A 17,474-nucleotide genomic window follows, 5' to 3' on the forward strand; every position below is an offset into this window, starting at 1 on the left:
CGAGGCCACCAGGAACCACCTCAAGCGCAACTCTCATCGAACCAGACTTCGATACAGGCCCTAGGTGAGGCGGCGGGCGATGTCCTGCGCCAGGTACAGCGGATCGGTGCGGTCGCGGGCTCCGGACGGCCCAGCGCCCTCCTTGGCGATCAGCCGTCCGGCGTCCGACCGGGTCCACTCGCGCACGGCCCAGCGCTCGCGGATCGCCCAACGGCCCGCCACTCGCGTCATCAGGTCGACGTACCGGAACCCGGTGGTGAAGTTCCGGCGGGGATCGTCGGCGGGCTCACCCCAGTGCACGGCGGTGCCGTAGGTCTCGCTGACCGCGACATCCCCGGACACCTCGGCCAGATGATTGCCGATGATGTGCATGGTCCCCGACAGCCGGCGCAACGCCGCGCCGACCCACTCCAGATACTCGTCCACCGTCCCGTCGAAGCCGGTGTGGTGGTCGATCCCGCCGGGGTGGTACGCCGACCGCACCAGGTCGAGGTCCAGCCGGTCGACGCCGCGGCAGTACCGCGACACCACCTCGCGAATCAGGTCGTGGTCCGAGGTCGTCACTGGGTCACCGTCCATCCGCCGTCGACCGGCAGGAACACGCCGTTCACGTAGGAAGCCAGGGGGGACAACAGGAACAGCACCGCCCATCCGATCTCCTCCGGCGTGCCCATCCGGTGCAGGGGAACGCGCTCCAACGCCCGCTGCCCGACCTCGCTCGACGCGAAACCGGCCAGCCGGGGCGTGTCGGTCATGCCCGGCGCGACCGAGTTGGCCCGCACCTCGTGGCTTCGGTACGCGGCGAGATGCCTGGTGTACCCGGCGACGGCGGACTTGCTCGCGCAGTACCAGTCGGACGCGGTGCCGATCACGTTGCCCGCCACCGAGGCGATGTTCACCACCGCCGCGCCGGTGGGCGCGGGGGAGAGGAACGTCTCGACCATCCGCCGCATGCTGCCGACCGAGATCCGCAGCGCCTCGTCGAAGTCCAGCTCGACGGCTGACGACGGACCCGCGTTGTTGACCAGGTAGCGGACGGTCCCCAGCTCACGGCTGCGCGCGAACCCCTCGTCCACCTGCTCGGCCACGCTGACGTCGGCGGTCACGGCCAGCGCCGTCCCACCCGCCTCGGTGATCTCCGCGACGGTGGTGGCGGCGCCGTCCCCGTCCAGGTCCCAGGCCGCGACGGTCAGGCCTGCCCCGGCCGCCTGGTGTGCGGTGGCGCGTCCGATCCCGCTGGCCGCGCCGGTGACCACCAGGATGTCGCCGGGGGTGAAACCGAACTGCGGACTGGCGTTCATCGCGCTCCTCGCTGGTGCCGGATGCCGGACCGGACACCGTCCGGCAGGGGCCACTGGCCGGGCAGGTCGTCGACCCGGTTCCACTCCGTGCTGGTGGTGCGCTCGGCGACGAGCCAGCGGCCGTCGCGCTCGGTGAACCGGTCGAGGTAGCGGAACCCGGTGATCAGGTTGCCCTTGGGCGGCGGTTCCGCGCCGCGCTGGAACGCGATGCCGTAGGACTCCACGTCCGCGCCGGCCGGGTCGAATTCGGCCGAGGTGTTGGTCAGGTAGTGCATGGTCATGGTGCGGCGGCTGATCACCTTCCACAGGAAGGCGATGAACTCGTCGACGCCACCGTCGAAGCCGCCCATGCGGATCGACGCGTCCGGGTGAAACGCGCTGCGCACCAGGGCTTCGTCCATCCCGTCGACGCCACGGCAGTAGCGCAGCAACGTTCGGCTGATCTCGTGTTCGGCCAGTAGCCGACGCAGGTCAGACTCCATAGCCGCCGTCCACGTCGAGCTTCTGCCCGGTGATGAACCCGGCCCGGTCCGAGGCAAGGAAAGCGACCGCCTCGGCGATGTCGGCCGCGACGCCGAACCGGCGCAACGGGATGTTGGCCTGGGTGATGGCCAGCGCCCGCTCGTCCAGTTCGCCGGAGCTGATCAGCCGTTCGGCCATGCCGTCGGTGAGCATGCCCGGCCCGACGCTGTTGAACCGCACGCCGTAACGGCCCTCTTCGGCGGCGAACGCCCGCACCAGGGCCTCGACCGCGGCCTTGGTGCCGCTGGAGAGCCCGTCACGGACGGGGTATCGCGTGGTGGCCGCCGTCGTCACCGCGACCACGTTGCCGTTACCGCGGCGCAGCGCGGGAAGCGCCGCGTGCACGACGTTGAAGAAGGCGGCGGCCTCCTGGTCGAGCTGGGTCGCGTACCGCTCTGGCGACACCGCGGACAGGTGAACCATCGGGATGTGCGGACCGGCCGCGTGCACGACGGTGTGGATCTCGCCGAACCCTGCCACGACGGCGGCGGTCCGCGCCGCGTCGGACAGGTCGGCCTGCTCGGCTCGGGCGCGCACGCCCAGCGCGGTCAGTTCGGCGACCAGCTCCTCCGCCGCGGCGCGGTTGGCGCGGTAGGTGAGCGCGACGTCCGAGCCTCGCTCCGCGAGCAGCCGGCAGACCGCCGCGCCCACTCCGCCGGTCCCTCCGGTCACCACGGCACTACCCGATCGTGCTGCGAAGTCCACGCCACCTCCATTTGAACAAGCGCTTGGTTGGATGATAGGAGCGGGGCCCGGCGAGGTCAAACGTCGCGCCGCCGGCCGCGCCACGCGATGGCGACGCCCGCCACGGCGGCCACCACGCCCGCCACCGCGAACGCGATCGCGGCTCCCGCCGCGCCGATCAGCGAGCCGATGCCCAGGCCACCGAACGGCAGCAGACCTCCCCAGCAGAGGAAGTACAGGCTGAGCACCCGTCCCCGCTGGCCGTCCTCCACCACGTGCTGGAGCATCGTGTTGATCGACGTCATGATCGAGAACGTCAGTCCGCCCGCCACGCAGACAAGCAGCATCATCAACGGGAACCAGTGCACGACGCCCAGCGTTGCGGCGGTCACGCCGAGCGCCGCCAACTGCCTCGACGCGGACACGAGGGTGGCCGGCTCACGGCGGCGCGCCACGGTGATCACGCCGAGCAGCGAGCCGACCCCGCCGGTCACCACCAGTGCCAGGAACGCGGCGTCGCCATCCTCGGCGACCTGTGCGCCCAGCACCGGCATCTGGGACTGGAAGGCCGATCCGAACACCGAGGTCACCGCCACCACGGCCAGGGCGGTCGCGGCGGGTGGCCGGGCTCTGGCGTGCGCGATGCCGGCCATGACCCGCCGCACGGTGCTCTCGCGCAGTGCGGGCAGCGGCACGCGCCGCACCTGCAGCCGCCACGCCAGCAGCATCGCGCTGACGCAGGTCAGCGCGTACACGCCGAAGGCCGCTGCCGAACCGGAGAACAGCAGCACCGGTCCGGCCAGCGCGGGTCCGACGATGCGGGCCAGGTTCAGGCCCATCGACTGCACCGGCACGGCGCTCCCCAGATCGGCCGCCGGCACCGCGCTCGCGGTCAGCGCCTGGTTGGCGGGCGACACCACGGTGACCACGCAGCCCGACAGGAACGCCAGCGGCAGCACGATCCAGATCGGCATCGCGTCGAGGAGCGCCAGCAGGACGCACACCGTTGCCAGGGCGATCGAGCAGCCCAGCGCGGTCAGCAGCAGGGTGCGCCGGTCCCTGCTGTCCGCGAGTGCGCCGGCGGGCAGTGAAAAGAGCAGATAGGGCGCGAAAGCGGCGAAGTAGAGCAGGCCCAGTGCCATCGGGTCGTTGTCGGTGAGGTGGGCGACCTCCCACTGGAACGCGATGGTGGTGAACCAGTAACCCAGTTGCACCAGCAGCACCGAACTCCACAGGAGGCGGAACGGCTGGTGGCGCATCGCGCGGAACATGTCCATCCGGAACCTGGTCTTCCACTGGTGCGGTCACGGTCAGCCATCTCTACCAAGCGCTTGCTTGCGTGGTCAACGTGACGTGTGGTTGTCTGGCGTCGACCGACGACATGCGAGGTGGCTGGATATGACCGGGGTGTGCGCCGGACGGTCGGTGATCGTCACCGGCGCGGGACAGGGGCTCGGACGGGCCCACGCGCTGGAGTTCGCCCGTCAGGGCGCCCGGCTGGTGCTCAACGACGTGGGCCCAGCGGTGAAGGAACTGGCGGCCGAGCTGAGTGAGGCCGGGTGCGAGGCGCTGGCCCACACCGGCGACGTGGCGGACTGGGCGTGCGCGGAAGAGCTCGTGCACACGGCCGTGCGGGCCTATGGACGGCTCGACACACTGGTCAACAACGCCGGGATCAACCGCGACCGGATGCTGGTGACCATGTCGGAAGAGGAGTGGGACCAGGTCCTGCGGGTCGACCTCAAGGGCCACTTCGCGCCCATGCGGCACGCCGCCGCGTACTGGCGCGACCGGGCGAAGGCGGGCGAGTCGATCGCCGCGCGAGTGGTCAACACCTCGTCCGGCGCGGGCCTGATGGGCAGCGTCGGCCAGGGCAACTACGCGGCGGCCAAGGCCGGCATCGCCGTGCTCACCCAGATCGCCGCGGTGGAGTTCGCCCGCTACGGCGTGCTGGTCAACGCCATCGCGCCGTCGGCACGCACGCCGATGACCGAAGCGGTGTTCGCCACCGCGATGGCCAAGCCGAGCGACGGGTTCGACGCCATGGACCCGGCCAACGTCTCGCCGCTGGTCGCGTGGCTGGGCAGCGACCTGGCCGACGTCACAGGCCGGGTGTTCGAGATCGCCGGCGGCGAGGTGTCACTGGCCGACGGCTGGCGGCACGGCCGAGCCGAGACGCGCGACCGTCGTTGGGACGCTGCCGAACTCGGTCCCGTGATCGCCGAACTGGTCGGCAGGACCGAACCCCCGGCGCCTGTCTACGGTGCGTGACCCGATGACCTTCGACCTGGACCTGACCCAGGAGGACGAGGCGTTCCGCGCCGAGGTGCGCGGCTGGCTCGCGGAGCACCTCGCCGGGGAGTTCGCGGACGTCGTCGGCACCGGTGGCCCCGGCCGCGAACACGAGGCGATCGACCGGCGCAGGGAGTGGGAGCGGCGGCTGGGCGCTGGGGGCTGGATCGGCCTCGGGTGGCCGGTGAGCGAGGGCGGCCGGGCGCTGTCGCTGATCCGCCAGGTCATCTTCCACGAGGAGTGCGCCAGAGCGGGCGCTCCCGGCAGGCTTGGCCACATGAGCGAGCAGCTCGTCGGGCCGACGTTGCTCGCGTTCGGCACCCCGGACCAGCGGCGCCGCTTCCTGCCCGGCATCGTCAGCGGCGAGGTCCTGTGGTGCCAGGGCTACTCGGAACCCGGCGCGGGCTCCGACCTGGCAGGCGTCCGCGCCCGTGCGGTGCGGCGTGGCGATCAGTACGAGATCACCGGCCAGAAGGTCTGGACGTCCCTGGCGCACATCGCCGACTGGTGTTTCGCGGTCGTTCGCACCGATCCGGAGTCGACTCGCCACAGCGGCCTGTCGTACCTGCTGGTGCCCATGGACCAGCCGGGCGTCAAGGTCCGGCCGATCACCCAGTTGACCGGCACCGCCGAGTTCAACGAGGTGTTCTTCGACGGTGCTGTCACCGGCGTGGAGAACCTGGTCGGCGCGGAAGGCGACGGCTGGCGGGTGGCGATGGCGACCCTCGGGTTCGAACGGGGCGTCGCGACCCTCGGTCAGCAGATCGGGTTCGAGCGTGAGCTGGACGCCGTCGTCGAAGCCGCCCGCGCGAACGGGGCCCTGTCGGATCCCATCCTCCGCGCACGCGTCGCCGACGCGTGGATCGGGCTTCAGGTGATGCGCTTCACCGCCCTGCGCACCTTGACCTCGGCGGGTGACGGCATCTCCGGCCCTGAGGCCTCGATCTCCAAGCTCCAGTGGTCGAACTGGCACCGCGACCTGGGTGAGCTGGCGGTGGACGTGGCCGGCCAGTCCGCCCTCGTCGCCGAAGGCGGGCCCTACGAGTTGACAGACGCGCAGCGCCTGTTCCTCTACACACGTGCGGACACCATCTACGGCGGCACCAACGAGGTGCAGCGCAACATCATCGCCGAGCGTGTCCTCGGCCTGCCCCGGTAGGGAACCGCGATGAGCAACGTCACCACCATGCGCGACACCGAGCAGCGCGAGATGCGCCGGACCGTGGCCGGCTTCCTGGACAAGCACTCCGACGTCCGTGCGGCCATCCACTCGGAATCCGGATTCGACCCGGCGCTGTGGCGCCGTGTCACGGGAGAGCTGGGCCTGACCGCGCTCCTGGTCCCGGAGCGGTGCGGCGGCATGGGACTGGACTTCACCGACGCCTCCGTGGTGCTGGAGGAGTTCGGCCGCCGTCTGGTGCCCGGACCGCTCCTCACCACGCTGGTCGCCGCCGCGGTCCTGGAAACCTGCCGAACGCCCGAAGCCGACCGCCTGCTGACGCGGATCGCCGCGGACGGCACGTCGGTCTCGATCGCCACCCATCCCGTGGCCGCCGACCGTGACCATCTCACCGGCGTCCTCGACCACGTCATCCACGGCGTGGACACGGACGTGCTGCTGGTGGTCACCGAGGATCGGCGCCTTTACGCGGTCGACGCGCCCACCGGCCACCGCCGCACCGCGCTGGACCACACCCGGACCCTGGCCACGGTCGTCCTCGACCGGACACCCGGCACCCTTCTCGGCGCCGGACAGCCGGTCGTGGACCTCCTCACCGACCTCGTCCTCACCGCCTTGGCAGCCGAATCGGCCGCAGCGGCCACGACCTGCCTCGACCTGACCGTGGAGTACCTCAAGATCCGAACCCAGTTCGGCAAGCCGCTGGGCACGTTCCAGGCACTCAAGCACCGCTGCGCCGACCTGGCCGTGGCCGTGGCGGGCGCGACGTCGACGGCCTGGTACGCGGTCCGCGCCGCAGCCGCGGGCTCCGCCGAGCTGAACGTCGTGGCACCGCTGGCCAAGGCGGTCTGCGCCGACGCGTTGATGGCGGTCGCAGCCGAGTCGGTGCAACTGCACGGCGGCATCGGCTTCACCTTCGAGCACGACGCGCACCTCTACCTCAAGCGCGGCAAGGCCAATCAGCTGCTGTTCGGGTCCGGCGCCGAACTGCGCGCACGCGTCGCCGCGCTGGCCGGTCTGTGAACGACCCGCGCCACGCAGCCGATCTGGTCCTGATCACCGACCTGGTGGCCCGCGTCGCCCACACCGCCGACGACGGAACCCCGGTGGACTACCTGGCGCTCTTCACCCCGGACGCGGTCTGGGAGATGCCCGGCCACCCGGCGGCCGGTGTCGCGGCCCAGTGCCGCCGGGGCCACGCCGAGATCGCCGCAGGTGTGGCGGAACGACGTGCGTCGGGCATCCAGGGGCCCGGCACCGCGACCCGTCACGTCGTGACGGGCACGGCGGTGGACCCGGACCGCGACAGGGCGACCGCCGTGTCCTGCTGGCGGTTCTACGCCTCGACCGACGGTGCGCCACGCCTGGTCGGCATGGGCCTGTACCACGACGAGTTCGTGCGCGTGGCCGGTCGTTGGCTGCTGGCGCGCCGCCGCGTCACGCTTGGGTGACCGGCGGTGTCCTGGCCCCGTTCGACGGCGGCAGGGCTCGTGCCACCAGCGATCGCAGCGGCTCGGGCACCGGCACCGGTGAGCCGCCGGTGCCGATGGTCACCAGGGTCATCGAGCCGCGAGCCACCGCCACCCCGTCGTCGAGGCGCGTCATGCGCAGGTCCCAGCGGAACGAGGTGCGGCCCAGGTGGGCCACACCCAGCCCGATCCGGACGCGCTGGAAGAGGCTCGCCGGGACCAGGTACTCGCACTCGGCGGCACGGGTGATCGTCCGGAACCCGTACCGCTCGTCCAGAGTGTCCTGGCGCAGGTCGTTGAGGTACAGCCACTCCGTGTGCACGCGTTCCATCCACGGGAACCACGCCGCGAAGTACAGAATTCGCGCCGGGTCGCAGTCCGCGTAGCTCAGTCGCATGTCGAGGTGGTGGACCTCCCGGAACCGCTCATCCGTCACGCCGGGCCGCCAGGTAGCGCGACGGGAACTCGCCACCGCCGTCGACCAGCAACTCGGCGCCGTTGACGTACTCGGCGCCGGGCGAGGCGAGCAGCAGGCACGCGGCGGCGATGTCGGCCGGGGTCGCCATCCGCCCCATCGGGACGGTGGCGGCCACCCGCTCCTGCCCGGCCTCGTCGCCGTAGCTCAGGTGCGACAGCTCGGTCCGCACGAGCCCGACGGTCACCTGGTTCACCCGCACCTGCGGCGCGAAGTCCATGGCGAGTGCGCGGGTCAGCACGGTCAGTCCGGCTTTCGCCGCCGAGTAGGCGGCGGCGTCGGGCGAGGGGTTGCGCCCGGCCACGCTGCCGATGTTGATGATCAGGCCGCCTTCCGGTTGCTCCTTCATCACCGCGTTGGCGGGTTGGGCCAGGTAGAACGGCGCGAGCAGGTTCAGGGTGACGACCGCGGCGACGAACCGGGGCGAGACGGTCGCGCTGTCCGCGGGCGGCGCGCCGCCCGCGTTGTTCACCAGCACGTCCAGGCGCCCGAACCGGTCGACCGCTGTCCGCACGACCCGTTCAGCCTCGTCCGGCTGCCGGATGTCCGCCTGAATGAAGACCGCGGAACGACCGCCCCCGGTGGGTGGCTCCGACGTCTCGGATCGTCCGCACACCACCACGTCCGCGCCCTCGTCCAGGAACCGCCGCGCGATCACCGCGCCGATGCCCCGAGTGCCGCCGGTGACGATGACGACCCGGCCCTGCTGCGTCCCGGTCATCCGAGGCGCTCGATGATCGTCACGTTGGCCTGCCCGCCACCTTCGCACATCGTCTGCAACCCGAACCGGCCACCGGTTCGCTCCAGCGAGTGCAGGAGCGTCGTCATCAGCCGTGCCCCGGTCGCGCCGAGTGGGTGCCCGAGCGCGATCGCGCCGCCGCCGACGTTGACCCGGGCCGGATCGGCCCCGGTCTCGGCCAGCCACGCCATGACCACCGGCGCGAACGCCTCGTTGATCTCCACGAGGTCGATGTCGTCGATGGTGAGCCCGGTCCTGGCCAGCGCGCGGGCGGTCGCCGGGATCGGCGCGGTGAGCATCCACACCGGGTCCGCTCCCGACACCGACAGGTGGTGGATACGTGCCCGCGGCGTCACACCGTGGTCGCGCACGGCCTGCTCGGACATCACCAGCAACGCCGCCGCGCCGTCGCTGATCTGGCTGGCCATGGCCGCGGTGATGCTGCCGCCTTCCTCCAGTGGCGCCAGCGCGGCCATCTTCTCAGCCGAGGTGTCCGGCCGGGGGCAGGTGTCGACGGTGGCCTCACCCAGCGGCAGGATCTCCTTCTCGAACCACCCGGAGCCGACGGCCTCGACGGCGCGCTGGTGGCTGCGCAGCGCGAACGCCTCCATGGCCTCGCGGGAGGTGTGCCACTTGCTCGCGATCATCTCCGCCGAACGGAACTGGGAGATCTCGGCGTTGCCGTACCGCCGCTGCCAGCCCGCCGACCCGGAGAACGGGTCGGCGAAGCCGAAGTGCTGTCCGGCGGTCATCGCCGCCGAGATCGGGATGGCGCTCATGTTCTGCACGCCTGCCGCCACCACGACGTCCGCCGTGCCGCTCAGCACTGCCTGCGCGGCGAAGTGCACCGCCTGCTGGGACGAACCGCACTGCCGGTCGACCGTCACGCCGGGCACGTGGTCGGGCAGCCCGGCGGCGAGCCACGAGGTACGCGCGATGCAACCGGCCTGCGGGCCGATGGTGTCGACGCAGCCCATCACCACGTCGTCCACCGCGCCGGGGTCGACGCCCGACCGCCGCATCAGCCCGGCGAGCACGTGCGCGCCCAGGTCTGCCGGGTGCACGCCGGCGAGCGCGCCGCCGCGTCTGGTCACGGGCGTGCGGAGCGCCTCGACGAGGTAAGCCTCGGCCATGTGGATCCTTCCTGACAATGGGTGCGACCGCAGTCTAGCAAGCGCTTGGTTGGTCCGATAGGGTTGCCAGCACGATCTGCTGGAACCATAGGGAGGCGCGCGTGTCGCAAACGGACACCGGAGGCACGGACACCGGACACCTGACCATCCCCGCGTGCCTGCGCTCGGCGGCGGTGGAGGCGCCGGACGTGGACGCCGTGGTCGACGGCGACGTGCGGCTGAGCTTCGCCGACCTGGACGCCGCGGTCACCCGGTTCGCGCGGGCCGTGATCGCCCGCGGGCTCCAACCCGGCGACCGCGCGGCGGTGTGGGCCCCGAACTCGGCGGGCTGGGTCGTCGCCGCGCTGGGCATCCTGGCCGCCGGTGGCGTCCTGGTTCCGGTGAACACCCGCTTCAAGGGCGAGGAGGCCCGGTTCGCCCTGACCAAGGTGCGGGCGAGCATGCTGGTGGTCGAGGACCGCTTCCTCGACCACCACTACCTGGCGATGTTGCGCGACAGCAGCCCCGAGAAGCCCGGCGGCCGGCGGCCCGTGCCCGCGCTGCCGCACCTGCACACCGTGGTCACCCTGGACGACACCGACGACCGCACCGCGTTGACCCTCGACGCGTTCCTGGCCGGCGGCGACCACACGCCGGAATCCGAGGTCGACCGCCGGATCGCCGCGATCCGGCCCGACGACGTGGCCGACATCCTCTTCACCTCGGGTACCACCGGCTACCCCAAGGGCGCCATGGTGACCCACCTGAGCGACCTCCTCGTGGACGAGGCGTGGAGCGACATGTGCGGTCTGCGGCCCGGCGACCGCTACCTGCTGATCAACCCGTTCTTCCACAGCTTCGGGTACCGGGCCGGCATCCTGGCCTGTCTGATCCGCCGGGCCACCATGGTGCCGCTGGCGGTGTTCGACGTGGACGCCGCCCTGACCCTCGTGCAGCGCGAGCGGATCACCGTCTTCCCCGGAGCACCCACCGTCTACTCGTCGATCCTGGCGCACCCCCGGCTCGCCGACTACGACCTCACCTCGGTGCGGCTGGCGGTCACGGGCGCGACCGTCGTCCCGGTGCCGTTGCTGAAGAGCATGCGCGAGACGCTGGGCTTCCGGGAGGTGATCACCGCCTACGGGCTCACCGAGACCTGCGGCACGGCCACCGTGTGCCCGCCGGACGCGGACCTGGAGCGACTGTCGACCAGTTGTGGCAAGGCCATTCCGGGCACCGAGGTCGCCGTGGTCGGCACCGGGGGCATGCCGCTGCCGCCCGGCGAAGAGGGCGAGGTCGTCGTCCGCGGCCACAACGTGATGCTCGGCTACTTCGAGGACCCGGAGGCCACCGCCGCCGCCATCGACGCGGACGGCTGGCTGCACACGGGCGACATCGGCCGGCTGGACGCGGACGGCTACCTGCGGATCACCGACCGGCTCAAGGACATGTTCGTGGTCGGCGGGTTCAACGTGTATCCCGCTGAGATCGAGCGGCTGCTCGGCGACCACCCCGGCGTGGCCGAGGTCGCCGTGGTCGGCATCCCCGACGTGCGGCTGGGCGAAGTGGGTCACGCCTTCGTCGTGCCCCGCGCCGGTGCCGCGCCCACGGAGGAGGAACTCATCGCGTACTGCCGGCGGACGATGGCCAACTTCAAGGTGCCGCGCCGGGTCACGTTCGTCGGCGAGTTGCCCCGGACGCCCAGCGGCAAGGTCCAGAAATTCCGGCTCGGCGACCGCGGGTGAGCACGCTGCCGCCGAGCCGGTTCCACATCCACCCACCCAGCACCGAGGAGCTTCGATGCCCGAAGCCGTGATCGTCGCCGCCGCCCGTTCGCCGATCGGACGCGCCTTCAAGGGAACGCTGACCGGGATGCGCGCCGACGACCTCGCGGTCGCGATGGTTCGCGCCGCGCTCGACCAGGTGCCGCAACTCGACCCGCACTCCGTGGAAGACCTGATGCTCGGCGTCGCGCAACCGGCGGGCGAGCAGGGCTACGGGATGGCGCGGGTCGTCGCGGTGGCGCTCGGGCTCGACGAAGTGCCGGGCACCACCGTCCAGCGCTACTGCGCGTCCAGCCTCCAGACCAGCCGGATGGCGTTGCACGCGATCAGGGCGGGTGAGGCGCACGCGTTGATCTCGGCCGGGGCCGAGGCGGTGTCGCGGTTCGCCCAAGGCAAGGCCGACGGCATGCCCGGCACCCGCAACCCGCTGTTCGGCGCGGCGGGCGCACGCAGCGAGACCCGGGCCGGTGACGGCGTGCCGACCTGGACGGATCCGCGGTCCGCGGGCCAGGTGCCGGACGTCTACCTCGCCATGGGGCAGACCGCGGAGAACGTGGCCCAGGTGCGTGGCGTGAGCAGGCAGGCGCAGGACGAGTTCGCCGCGTTGAGCCAGCAGCGCGCGCAGCGGGCCATCACGGACGGGTTCTTCGCGCTGGACATCACCCCGGTGACCACCCCGGACGGGACGGTCGTCGCGGCCGACGACGGGCCGAGGGCCGGGATCACCGCGGCGTCCCTGGCCGGTCTGAAGCCCGCGTTCCGGCCGGACGGCACCGTGACGGCGGGCAACTGCTGCGGCCTCAACGACGGCGCGGCGGCGCTGGTCGTGCTGTCCGACGGGAAGGCCGCGGAACTGGGCGTCACGCCGTTGGCGCGCATCGTGTCCACCGGGGTCTCGGCGATCTCGCCGGAGATCATGGGCCTCGGACCCGTCGAGGCGTCCCGGCGGGCGCTGGCCGCAGCCGGGATGACGGTGGGCGACATGGACCTGGTGGAGATCAACGAGGCGTTCGCCGCGCAGGTGCTGCCGACCATGGAGGATCTCAAGCTCGACGTCGAGCGGGTGAACGTGCACGGCGGCGCGATCGCGCTGGGGCACCCGTTCGGGCAGACCGGGGCACGGCTGACCACGACGCTGGTCAACGGGCTGAAGTTCCGGGACGGCCAGTTCGGGTTGGTGGCCATGTGCACGGCGGGTGGCCAGGGGATGGCGATGGTGGTCGAGCGCCTTTCGTAGTCCCCGCGGTGTGCCTCGGAACCGGTCGCCGTTTCCGAGGCACGGTCGTCACCGCAGGCGTGCGGTGGCCTGCCACGCCTGCGCCGCCAGGCCCGCCGCCTGCTCGGCGAACGACTCCGGGGTCCGGTCGGTCGAGCCCATCGCCCCGGCGGCCATCCTCGTGTAGACGTTCTCCACGATGCATGCGGTCTTCCACCAGTTGAACGCCAGGTGGTAGTCCATCGACACCGGGTCCACGCCGAGCCGGTCGAAGTACCGCGCGGACAGTTCGTCGCGCGAACCGAAACCGGGAACCGTGGTCGGTGGCGCGTGCAGCGCGGTGTGTTCGTCACCCGGTTCCGCCCAGTAGACCAGGAACTGGCCGAGGTCGGCCAATGGGTCGCCGACGGTGGTCAGCTCCCAGTCGAGGATGCCGAGCACGCGCCCGTCCCGGCCGAGAACGCAGTTGTCCAGGCGGAAGTCGCCGTGCACGATCGCGGTGCGGGTCTGCTCGGGCACCCGGTCGGCCAGCCGGGCGTGCGCGCGTTCCAGGTCGGGCAGTGGCCGGGTGGCCGTGCCGCGCCAGTTCTCGTGCCAGCGGCGCAGCTGGCGGGCCAGGTGGTCGCGTCGCCCGGCCAGCGCGTCCAGACCGAGCCCGGCCGGGTCGATCGAGTGCAGGCCTGCCATCGCGTCGATCAGCGCGGGGCCGATCGCGGCCCGGTTCGCCTCCGGCAGCGCCGTCCGCGCTCCGTCCGGATCGCGCAGCACCAAGCCGTCCAGGTACTCCAGCACGATGAACGGCGCTCCGGTGACCGACAGGTCGTCACACACCGCGAGCACGGCCGGCACCGGCACGCCCGTCGCGACGGCCTGGAGCAACCGAGCCTCACGCAGCACGTCGTGCGCGGTCGCCGGGTGATCGCCGAGCGGGGGCCTGCGCAGCACCCATCGGTTACCGTTGGCGTCTGTGACCAGGAACGTCAGGTTGGAGCGCCCGCCGGTGAGCCGGGTGTAGCTGACAGGTCGGCGTAGTCCCGGCAGCGTGGCGGCCAGTCGGTCCGCCACGGCGGCGGTGATGCCCAGTGCGGTCTGGTCGATCAGGCCCATCGGTGGCTCCCAGGTGTGGTCGTCGTCGAAACCTCGCGCAAAGTAACTCTACCAAGCGCTTGGTTGGTCAGCTAGAGTGCCAGCACGACAAGGGGCAACGCAGCCTGGAGGAGGAGGTCCGGTGACATCGATCTGGTCGGGCCTGTCGATCGGGGCGGTCTACGCCTTGGTCGCCATCGGATACAACCTGGTCTTCATCGCCTACACGACCTTCAACTTCGCGCATGCGCAGTTGATGATGTTCGCGATCTTCGTGACCTACTGGGGCCTGGTCGTCGCCGAGTTGCCGGTGCTGCTGATCGTCCTGATCGCGGTGGTGGTGGTCGGGCTCGTCGCCCTGGTCGAGGAGCTGATCGCGATCCGCCCGGTCAAGGGCACCCACGCACACCTGGTCACCACCCTCGGCATGGCCACCCTGCTCGACGGCGTCACCCGGATCATCTGGGGTGACCAGGTGCTGAAGGTGCCGTCGGTGCTCTCGGACGCGACCTGGACGGTGTTCGGCGGCCGGGTGAGCGTGGTGGAGCTGGCGCTCATCGTCGCTGTCCTCGTGATCGCCGGCGCACTGATCCTCTACAGCCGGCGATCTCTCGTCGGCCTGGCCATGCTCGCCATGGCCGAGGATCGGGAGGCCGCCCTGCTGCGCGGCATCGACGTGCGGAAGCTCGCCCTCGGCGCGTTCGTCTTCACCGGCGTGCTGGCCGGGCTCACCGGACCGCTGGTCGGTCCCAAGACCTTCGCGGTGGCCACGCTCGGCGCGGCCCTGGCCCTCAAGGGCTTCGTCGCGGTCGCCATCGGCGGGTTCGGCAGCCTGTCCGGCGCGGTGATCGGCGGGTTCGTGGTCGGGCTGGTGGAGTCGCTGTCCGGGCGCTGGCTCGGCAGTGATTTCCCGACCATCGCGGTCTTCGTGGTGCTGATCTCGATCCTGATGCTCAAACCGGCCGGACTGTTCGGCACGACCAGGGAAAGGGCGGTCTAGCGCGATGCCGCTGCGTATCCTCCGCACGACTCCGTCGTGGCTGCTGCCGCTGGTGTTCGGCGCTCTGTTGATCGCCGCGCCCTGGCTGGGCATCGACGCGGGCACCCGCCGGCTGCTGCTGCTGACCTGCATCCTGGCACTGGTGGCCAGCGGCCTGAACCTGAGTTTCGGCTACGCGGGCGAACTGGCGCTGGGGCAGACCGCGATGTACGCGACCGGCGCTTACCTCGCGGGGTACCTGGCCATCAACCTGGTCGACGACCTCGCCGTGCTGATCGTCGTCGGCGCCGTGGCCGCACTCGTGGTCGGCCTGATATCGGGTGTGCCGGGCCTGCGGCTCGGAGGCTGGTCGCTGGCCATGACGTCGTTCTTCCTGGTGTTGCTGGTGCCGCACTTCATCGACCTCCTGGAGCACTACACCGGGGGCGCGGTCGGGATGGTCGGCATCCCCAAACCCCGGCTGTTCGGCGTGGAACTGAACAACATCGACTTCTACGTGGTCGTCGCGGTGGTCACGGTCGCCTGGTTCGCGGTGATGCGGAACCTGATCACGTCGCGGCACGGCGTCGCCTTCCAGGTGCTGCGGGAGAGCCCGGTGCTGGCGGCCTCGCTGGGCATCCCGGTGTACCGGCTCAAGCTGACCGCGTACGCGGTCGGCGCGATCCCGGCCGGGATCGCGGGTGTGCTGTTCGCCTTCGCCGACAAGTACCTGTCGCCGCACACGTTCGGCTTCACCATGGCGGTCACGGTGCTGGCGGCGTCGATCCTCGGTGGCGCGAAGAGCATCTACGGGCCGCTGATCGGTGCGGCGGTGATGCAGTACGGACCGTTGCGCTCGACCGACTTCGAGCAGTACGCGCAGGTCGTCTACGGCATTTTTCTGATCATCGCGGGGACACTGGTGGCCAACGGGCTGGCCGGGCTGGCCAACCGGGCGATCCGCTGGCTGGTCGCCAGGTTCACCACACCGCCGGCCGCTGTGCCGAACCGCCCGCCCGCCGACGTGGAGGTGCCCGCGCTGCCCGGCACCCGCCTGTCGGTGGAGAACCTGGGCAAGCGGTTCGGTGGCCTCCAGGCGCTGGGCGGGGTCAGCCTGACCGCCGAACCCGGCCGGATCACCGCGTTGATCGGCCCCAACGGGTCAGGCAAGACCACCCTGCTGAACATGATCTGCGGCTACTACCGGACAGACGCCGGGGTCATCCGGGTCGGGGAGCGGGACATCACCGGCTGGGCGACGCACCGGGTGGCCAGGGCGGGTGTGGCGCGCACCTTCCAGACACCCCTGTTCCCCGCGCACATCTCCGTCCGCGAGGCGGTGGCAGCCGGCGCGTACACGCCCCGGTATGTCGGGATGCCGTCGTCGATCCTGCGGCTGCCCCGCTACCGGAGGGCGGCGGCGGAGGACCGGGCCGAGGTGACCGCCGTGCTGCGGATGGTCGGGCTGGAACACCTGGCCGACGCGGAAGCGGCCTCGCTGCCGCTGGGCACGCGGCGGCTGCTCGAAGTGGCGCGCGCCCTGGTGTCCCGGCCTCAGGTGCTTCTGCTGGACGAGATCGCGTCCGGGCTGGACGAGGACGAGGTGGCCCGGCTGGGGGAGCTGATCCGGGCGATTCGAGCGGCCGGGGCGACGGTGATCCTGGTCGAGCACAACTTCCGGCTGGTGCTGGACCTGGCCGACACCATCCAGGTGCTGGCCCGCGGTGAACTGATCGCGTCCGGCACGCCGGACGAGATCGAGAACCACCCCAGGGTGCTGTCGGAGTACCTGGGCGTCATGCAGGAGGCCGAGCAGTGAGCACCTTGTTGGAGGTCGGTGGGCTGGCCACCGGATACGGCGACATTCGCGCGGTCTGGGACGTGTCGTTGCGCGTGCGCGCCGGCGAGGTCACCGTGCTGCTCGGGCGCAACGGGGCGGGCAAGACCACCACGTTGCGCGCGATCGCCGGCGTGAACAGGGCCGACGCGGGCTCGGTCACCCTCCAGGGCCGGGACATCACCGGCGTCGCCGCCCACAAGCGCGTCGCCGCCGGGATCGCCCTGGTCCAGGAGGGCAAACGGATCTTCCGCCGGCGCACCATCGAGGAGAACCTGCTCCTCGGCGGCTACACCCGGCGGCTCGGCAAGCGGAAGCTCCGGACCGAGCTCGACCCGGTGTACGAGATGTTCCCGATCCTGGCCGACCGCCGGCACACCACCTCCGGCCAGCTGTCCGGTGGTCAGCAGCAGATGCTGGCGATCGGGCAGGCGCTGATGGCCAAGCCCTCGCTGCTGATGCTGGACGAGCCGTCCGGCGGGCTGGCGCCGTCGATCGTCGCCGAGGTGATGGCCGCCGTGGTCAAGCTCAAGGAATCCGGCATCGGTGTCCTGCTCGTGGAGCAGGCGGTCGCGGCGGCACTGGAGGTCGCCGACCGGGTGACGGTCCTGGAGGTCGGACGGGTGGTCATGGACCGTCCGGCGGACGAGGTGGAGGCCGACGCGCTCACCTCGGCTTACTTCGGCCGGGCCGGCACGTGACCGTGAGTGGCCTGCCAGGGGCCGGCAGGTGGGTTCCGAGGTCGTCGCGTCACAGGTGATCACCTGACCGGGGCGGTGACGTGGCCGAGGGCTCTGC

The 17,474-nt window shown here is 71.4% G+C and carries 18 protein-coding genes; 9 read left to right on the forward strand and 9 right to left on the reverse strand.

Translation table 11 applies throughout. From position 1 onward, the window contains the following. Positions 1–60: 60 nt before the first annotated feature. Genes IG04_RS0115665 through IG04_RS0115685 form a run of 5 tightly spaced genes read right to left on the reverse strand, consistent with a single transcriptional unit; the run spans position 61 to position 3,784 of the window. Positions 61–564: a nuclear transport factor 2 family protein gene (locus IG04_RS0115665; protein WP_030477381.1), complete on the reverse strand. Its 504-nt coding sequence runs from the start codon at positions 562–564 to the stop codon at positions 61–63. Beyond that, the gene (locus IG04_RS0115670) at positions 561–1,301 is read right to left on the reverse strand and encodes an SDR family NAD(P)-dependent oxidoreductase (protein WP_051769963.1); all 741 of its coding nucleotides are present in this window, start codon (positions 1,299–1,301) and stop codon (positions 561–563) included. The genes IG04_RS0115665 and IG04_RS0115670 overlap by 4 nt, the downstream gene beginning before the upstream one ends. After that, positions 1,298–1,783 (reverse strand): nuclear transport factor 2 family protein, encoded by a 486-nt coding sequence (locus tag IG04_RS42615; RefSeq protein ID WP_051769965.1) that lies wholly within the window; start codon positions 1,781–1,783, stop codon positions 1,298–1,300. Before IG04_RS42615 ends, IG04_RS0115670 begins: the two co-directional genes overlap by 4 nt. After that, on the reverse strand, positions 1,773–2,528 hold the full coding sequence (locus IG04_RS0115680) for an SDR family NAD(P)-dependent oxidoreductase (protein WP_030477384.1): 756 nt from the start codon (positions 2,526–2,528) through the stop codon (positions 1,773–1,775). The genes IG04_RS42615 and IG04_RS0115680 overlap by 11 nt, the downstream gene beginning before the upstream one ends. Positions 2,529–2,584: 56 nt before the next feature. After that, positions 2,585–3,784 carry an MFS transporter gene (locus IG04_RS0115685; RefSeq protein WP_030477385.1) on the reverse strand — a complete coding sequence of 400 codons (1,200 nt, stop codon included), beginning with the start codon at positions 3,782–3,784 and terminating at the stop codon, positions 2,585–2,587. A 121-nt stretch (positions 3,785–3,905) separates the two neighbouring features. Between IG04_RS0115685 and IG04_RS0115690 the strand changes: the two genes are divergently transcribed. Genes IG04_RS0115690 through IG04_RS0115705 form a run of 4 tightly spaced genes read left to right on the forward strand, consistent with a single transcriptional unit; the run spans position 3,906 to position 7,430 of the window. Next, positions 3,906–4,778 (forward strand): SDR family oxidoreductase, encoded by an 873-nt coding sequence (locus IG04_RS0115690; RefSeq protein WP_030477386.1) that lies wholly within the window; start codon positions 3,906–3,908, stop codon positions 4,776–4,778. Between the two features lie 4 nt (positions 4,779–4,782). Beyond that, positions 4,783–5,958, forward strand: a complete 1,176-nt coding sequence (locus IG04_RS0115695) for an acyl-CoA dehydrogenase family protein (protein ID WP_030477387.1) — start codon at positions 4,783–4,785, stop codon at positions 5,956–5,958. Between the two features lie 9 nt (positions 5,959–5,967). Then, positions 5,968–7,002: an acyl-CoA dehydrogenase family protein gene (locus tag IG04_RS0115700; protein WP_030477388.1), complete on the forward strand. Its 1,035-nt coding sequence runs from the start codon at positions 5,968–5,970 to the stop codon at positions 7,000–7,002. After that, on the forward strand, positions 6,999–7,430 hold the full coding sequence (locus tag IG04_RS0115705; RefSeq protein ID WP_051769967.1) for a nuclear transport factor 2 family protein: 432 nt from the start codon (positions 6,999–7,001) through the stop codon (positions 7,428–7,430). The genes IG04_RS0115700 and IG04_RS0115705 overlap by 4 nt, the downstream gene beginning before the upstream one ends. On the opposite strand, the gene IG04_RS42620 is transcribed toward IG04_RS0115705, so the two are convergent. Genes IG04_RS42620 through IG04_RS0115720 form a run of 3 tightly spaced genes read right to left on the reverse strand, consistent with a single transcriptional unit; the run spans position 7,417 to position 9,795 of the window. Further along, entirely contained in the window at positions 7,417–7,884 is a 468-nt protein-coding gene (locus IG04_RS42620; protein ID WP_036014695.1) for an acyl-CoA thioesterase, read from the reverse strand. The genes IG04_RS0115705 and IG04_RS42620 overlap by 14 nt on opposite strands. After that, positions 7,874–8,644: an SDR family oxidoreductase gene (locus IG04_RS0115715; protein ID WP_030477391.1), complete on the reverse strand. Its 771-nt coding sequence runs from the start codon at positions 8,642–8,644 to the stop codon at positions 7,874–7,876. Before IG04_RS0115715 ends, IG04_RS42620 begins: the two co-directional genes overlap by 11 nt. Next, complete coding sequence (locus tag IG04_RS0115720) at positions 8,641–9,795, reverse strand: acetyl-CoA C-acetyltransferase (protein WP_030477392.1); 1,155 nt, start codon at positions 9,793–9,795, stop codon at positions 8,641–8,643. The genes IG04_RS0115715 and IG04_RS0115720 overlap by 4 nt, the downstream gene beginning before the upstream one ends. 101 nt (positions 9,796–9,896) lie before the next feature. Here IG04_RS0115720 and IG04_RS0115725 point away from each other — a divergent pair, with 101 nt between their 5' ends. Both IG04_RS0115725 and IG04_RS0115730 read left to right on the forward strand, forming a co-directional pair. Next, positions 9,897–11,519 (forward strand): FadD3 family acyl-CoA ligase, encoded by a 1,623-nt coding sequence (locus IG04_RS0115725; RefSeq protein WP_051769969.1) that lies wholly within the window; start codon positions 9,897–9,899, stop codon positions 11,517–11,519. Positions 11,520–11,574: 55 nt separating this feature from the next. Then, positions 11,575–12,795 (forward strand): acetyl-CoA C-acetyltransferase, encoded by a 1,221-nt coding sequence (locus IG04_RS0115730; RefSeq protein WP_030477394.1) that lies wholly within the window; start codon positions 11,575–11,577, stop codon positions 12,793–12,795. A 48-nt stretch (positions 12,796–12,843) separates the two neighbouring features. Here the strand turns inward: IG04_RS0115730 and IG04_RS0115735 are convergent, their stop codons facing one another. After that, positions 12,844–13,881, reverse strand: coding sequence for a phosphotransferase family protein (locus tag IG04_RS0115735; RefSeq protein ID WP_051769971.1), 1,038 nt, complete (start codon positions 13,879–13,881; stop codon positions 12,844–12,846). 121 nt (positions 13,882–14,002) lie between these two features. Between IG04_RS0115735 and IG04_RS0115740 the strand changes: the two genes are divergently transcribed. Genes IG04_RS0115740 through IG04_RS0115750 form a run of 3 tightly spaced genes read left to right on the forward strand, consistent with a single transcriptional unit; the run spans position 14,003 to position 17,377 of the window. Continuing rightward, positions 14,003–14,860, forward strand: a complete 858-nt coding sequence (locus IG04_RS0115740; protein ID WP_030477396.1) for a branched-chain amino acid ABC transporter permease — start codon at positions 14,003–14,005, stop codon at positions 14,858–14,860. Between the two features lie 4 nt (positions 14,861–14,864). Continuing rightward, the gene (locus IG04_RS0115745) at positions 14,865–16,658 is read left to right on the forward strand and encodes a branched-chain amino acid ABC transporter ATP-binding protein/permease (RefSeq protein ID WP_030477397.1); all 1,794 of its coding nucleotides are present in this window, start codon (positions 14,865–14,867) and stop codon (positions 16,656–16,658) included. Further along, a complete protein-coding gene (locus IG04_RS0115750; RefSeq protein ID WP_036014700.1) occupies positions 16,655–17,377 on the forward strand; it encodes an ABC transporter ATP-binding protein in 723 nt (240 codons plus the stop codon). Before IG04_RS0115745 ends, IG04_RS0115750 begins: the two co-directional genes overlap by 4 nt. Positions 17,378–17,474: the final 97 nt, after the last annotated feature.

The organism is Lentzea albidocapillata, from assembly GCF_000719115.1.
GTDB lineage: Bacteria > Actinomycetota > Actinomycetes > Mycobacteriales > Pseudonocardiaceae > Lentzea > Lentzea albidocapillata.

Excerpts from the sequence above, each read along its gene's own strand:
- IG04_RS0115745 (WP_030477397.1), top strand. The coding sequence starts at position 14,865 with ATGCCGCTGCGTATCCTCCGCACGACTCCGTCGTGGCTGCTGCCGCTG.
- IG04_RS0115690 (WP_030477386.1), top strand. The coding sequence starts at position 3,906 with ATGACCGGGGTGTGCGCCGGACGGTCGGTGATCGTCACCGGCGCGGGA.
- IG04_RS0115700 (WP_030477388.1), top strand. The coding sequence starts at position 5,968 with ATGAGCAACGTCACCACCATGCGCGACACCGAGCAGCGCGAGATGCGC.
- IG04_RS0115720 (WP_030477392.1), bottom strand. The coding sequence starts at position 9,795 with ATGGCCGAGGCTTACCTCGTCGAGGCGCTCCGCACGCCCGTGACCAGA.
- IG04_RS0115695 (WP_030477387.1), top strand. The coding sequence starts at position 4,783 with ATGACCTTCGACCTGGACCTGACCCAGGAGGACGAGGCGTTCCGCGCC.
- IG04_RS0115730 (WP_030477394.1), top strand. The coding sequence starts at position 11,575 with ATGCCCGAAGCCGTGATCGTCGCCGCCGCCCGTTCGCCGATCGGACGC.
- IG04_RS0115715 (WP_030477391.1), bottom strand. The coding sequence starts at position 8,644 with ATGACCGGGACGCAGCAGGGCCGGGTCGTCATCGTCACCGGCGGCACT.
- IG04_RS0115685 (WP_030477385.1), bottom strand. The coding sequence starts at position 3,784 with ATGGACATGTTCCGCGCGATGCGCCACCAGCCGTTCCGCCTCCTGTGG.
- IG04_RS0115735 (WP_051769971.1), bottom strand. The coding sequence starts at position 13,881 with ATGGGCCTGATCGACCAGACCGCACTGGGCATCACCGCCGCCGTGGCG.
- IG04_RS0115670 (WP_051769963.1), bottom strand. The coding sequence starts at position 1,301 with ATGAACGCCAGTCCGCAGTTCGGTTTCACCCCCGGCGACATCCTGGTG.
- IG04_RS42615 (WP_051769965.1), bottom strand. The coding sequence starts at position 1,783 with ATGGAGTCTGACCTGCGTCGGCTACTGGCCGAACACGAGATCAGCCGA.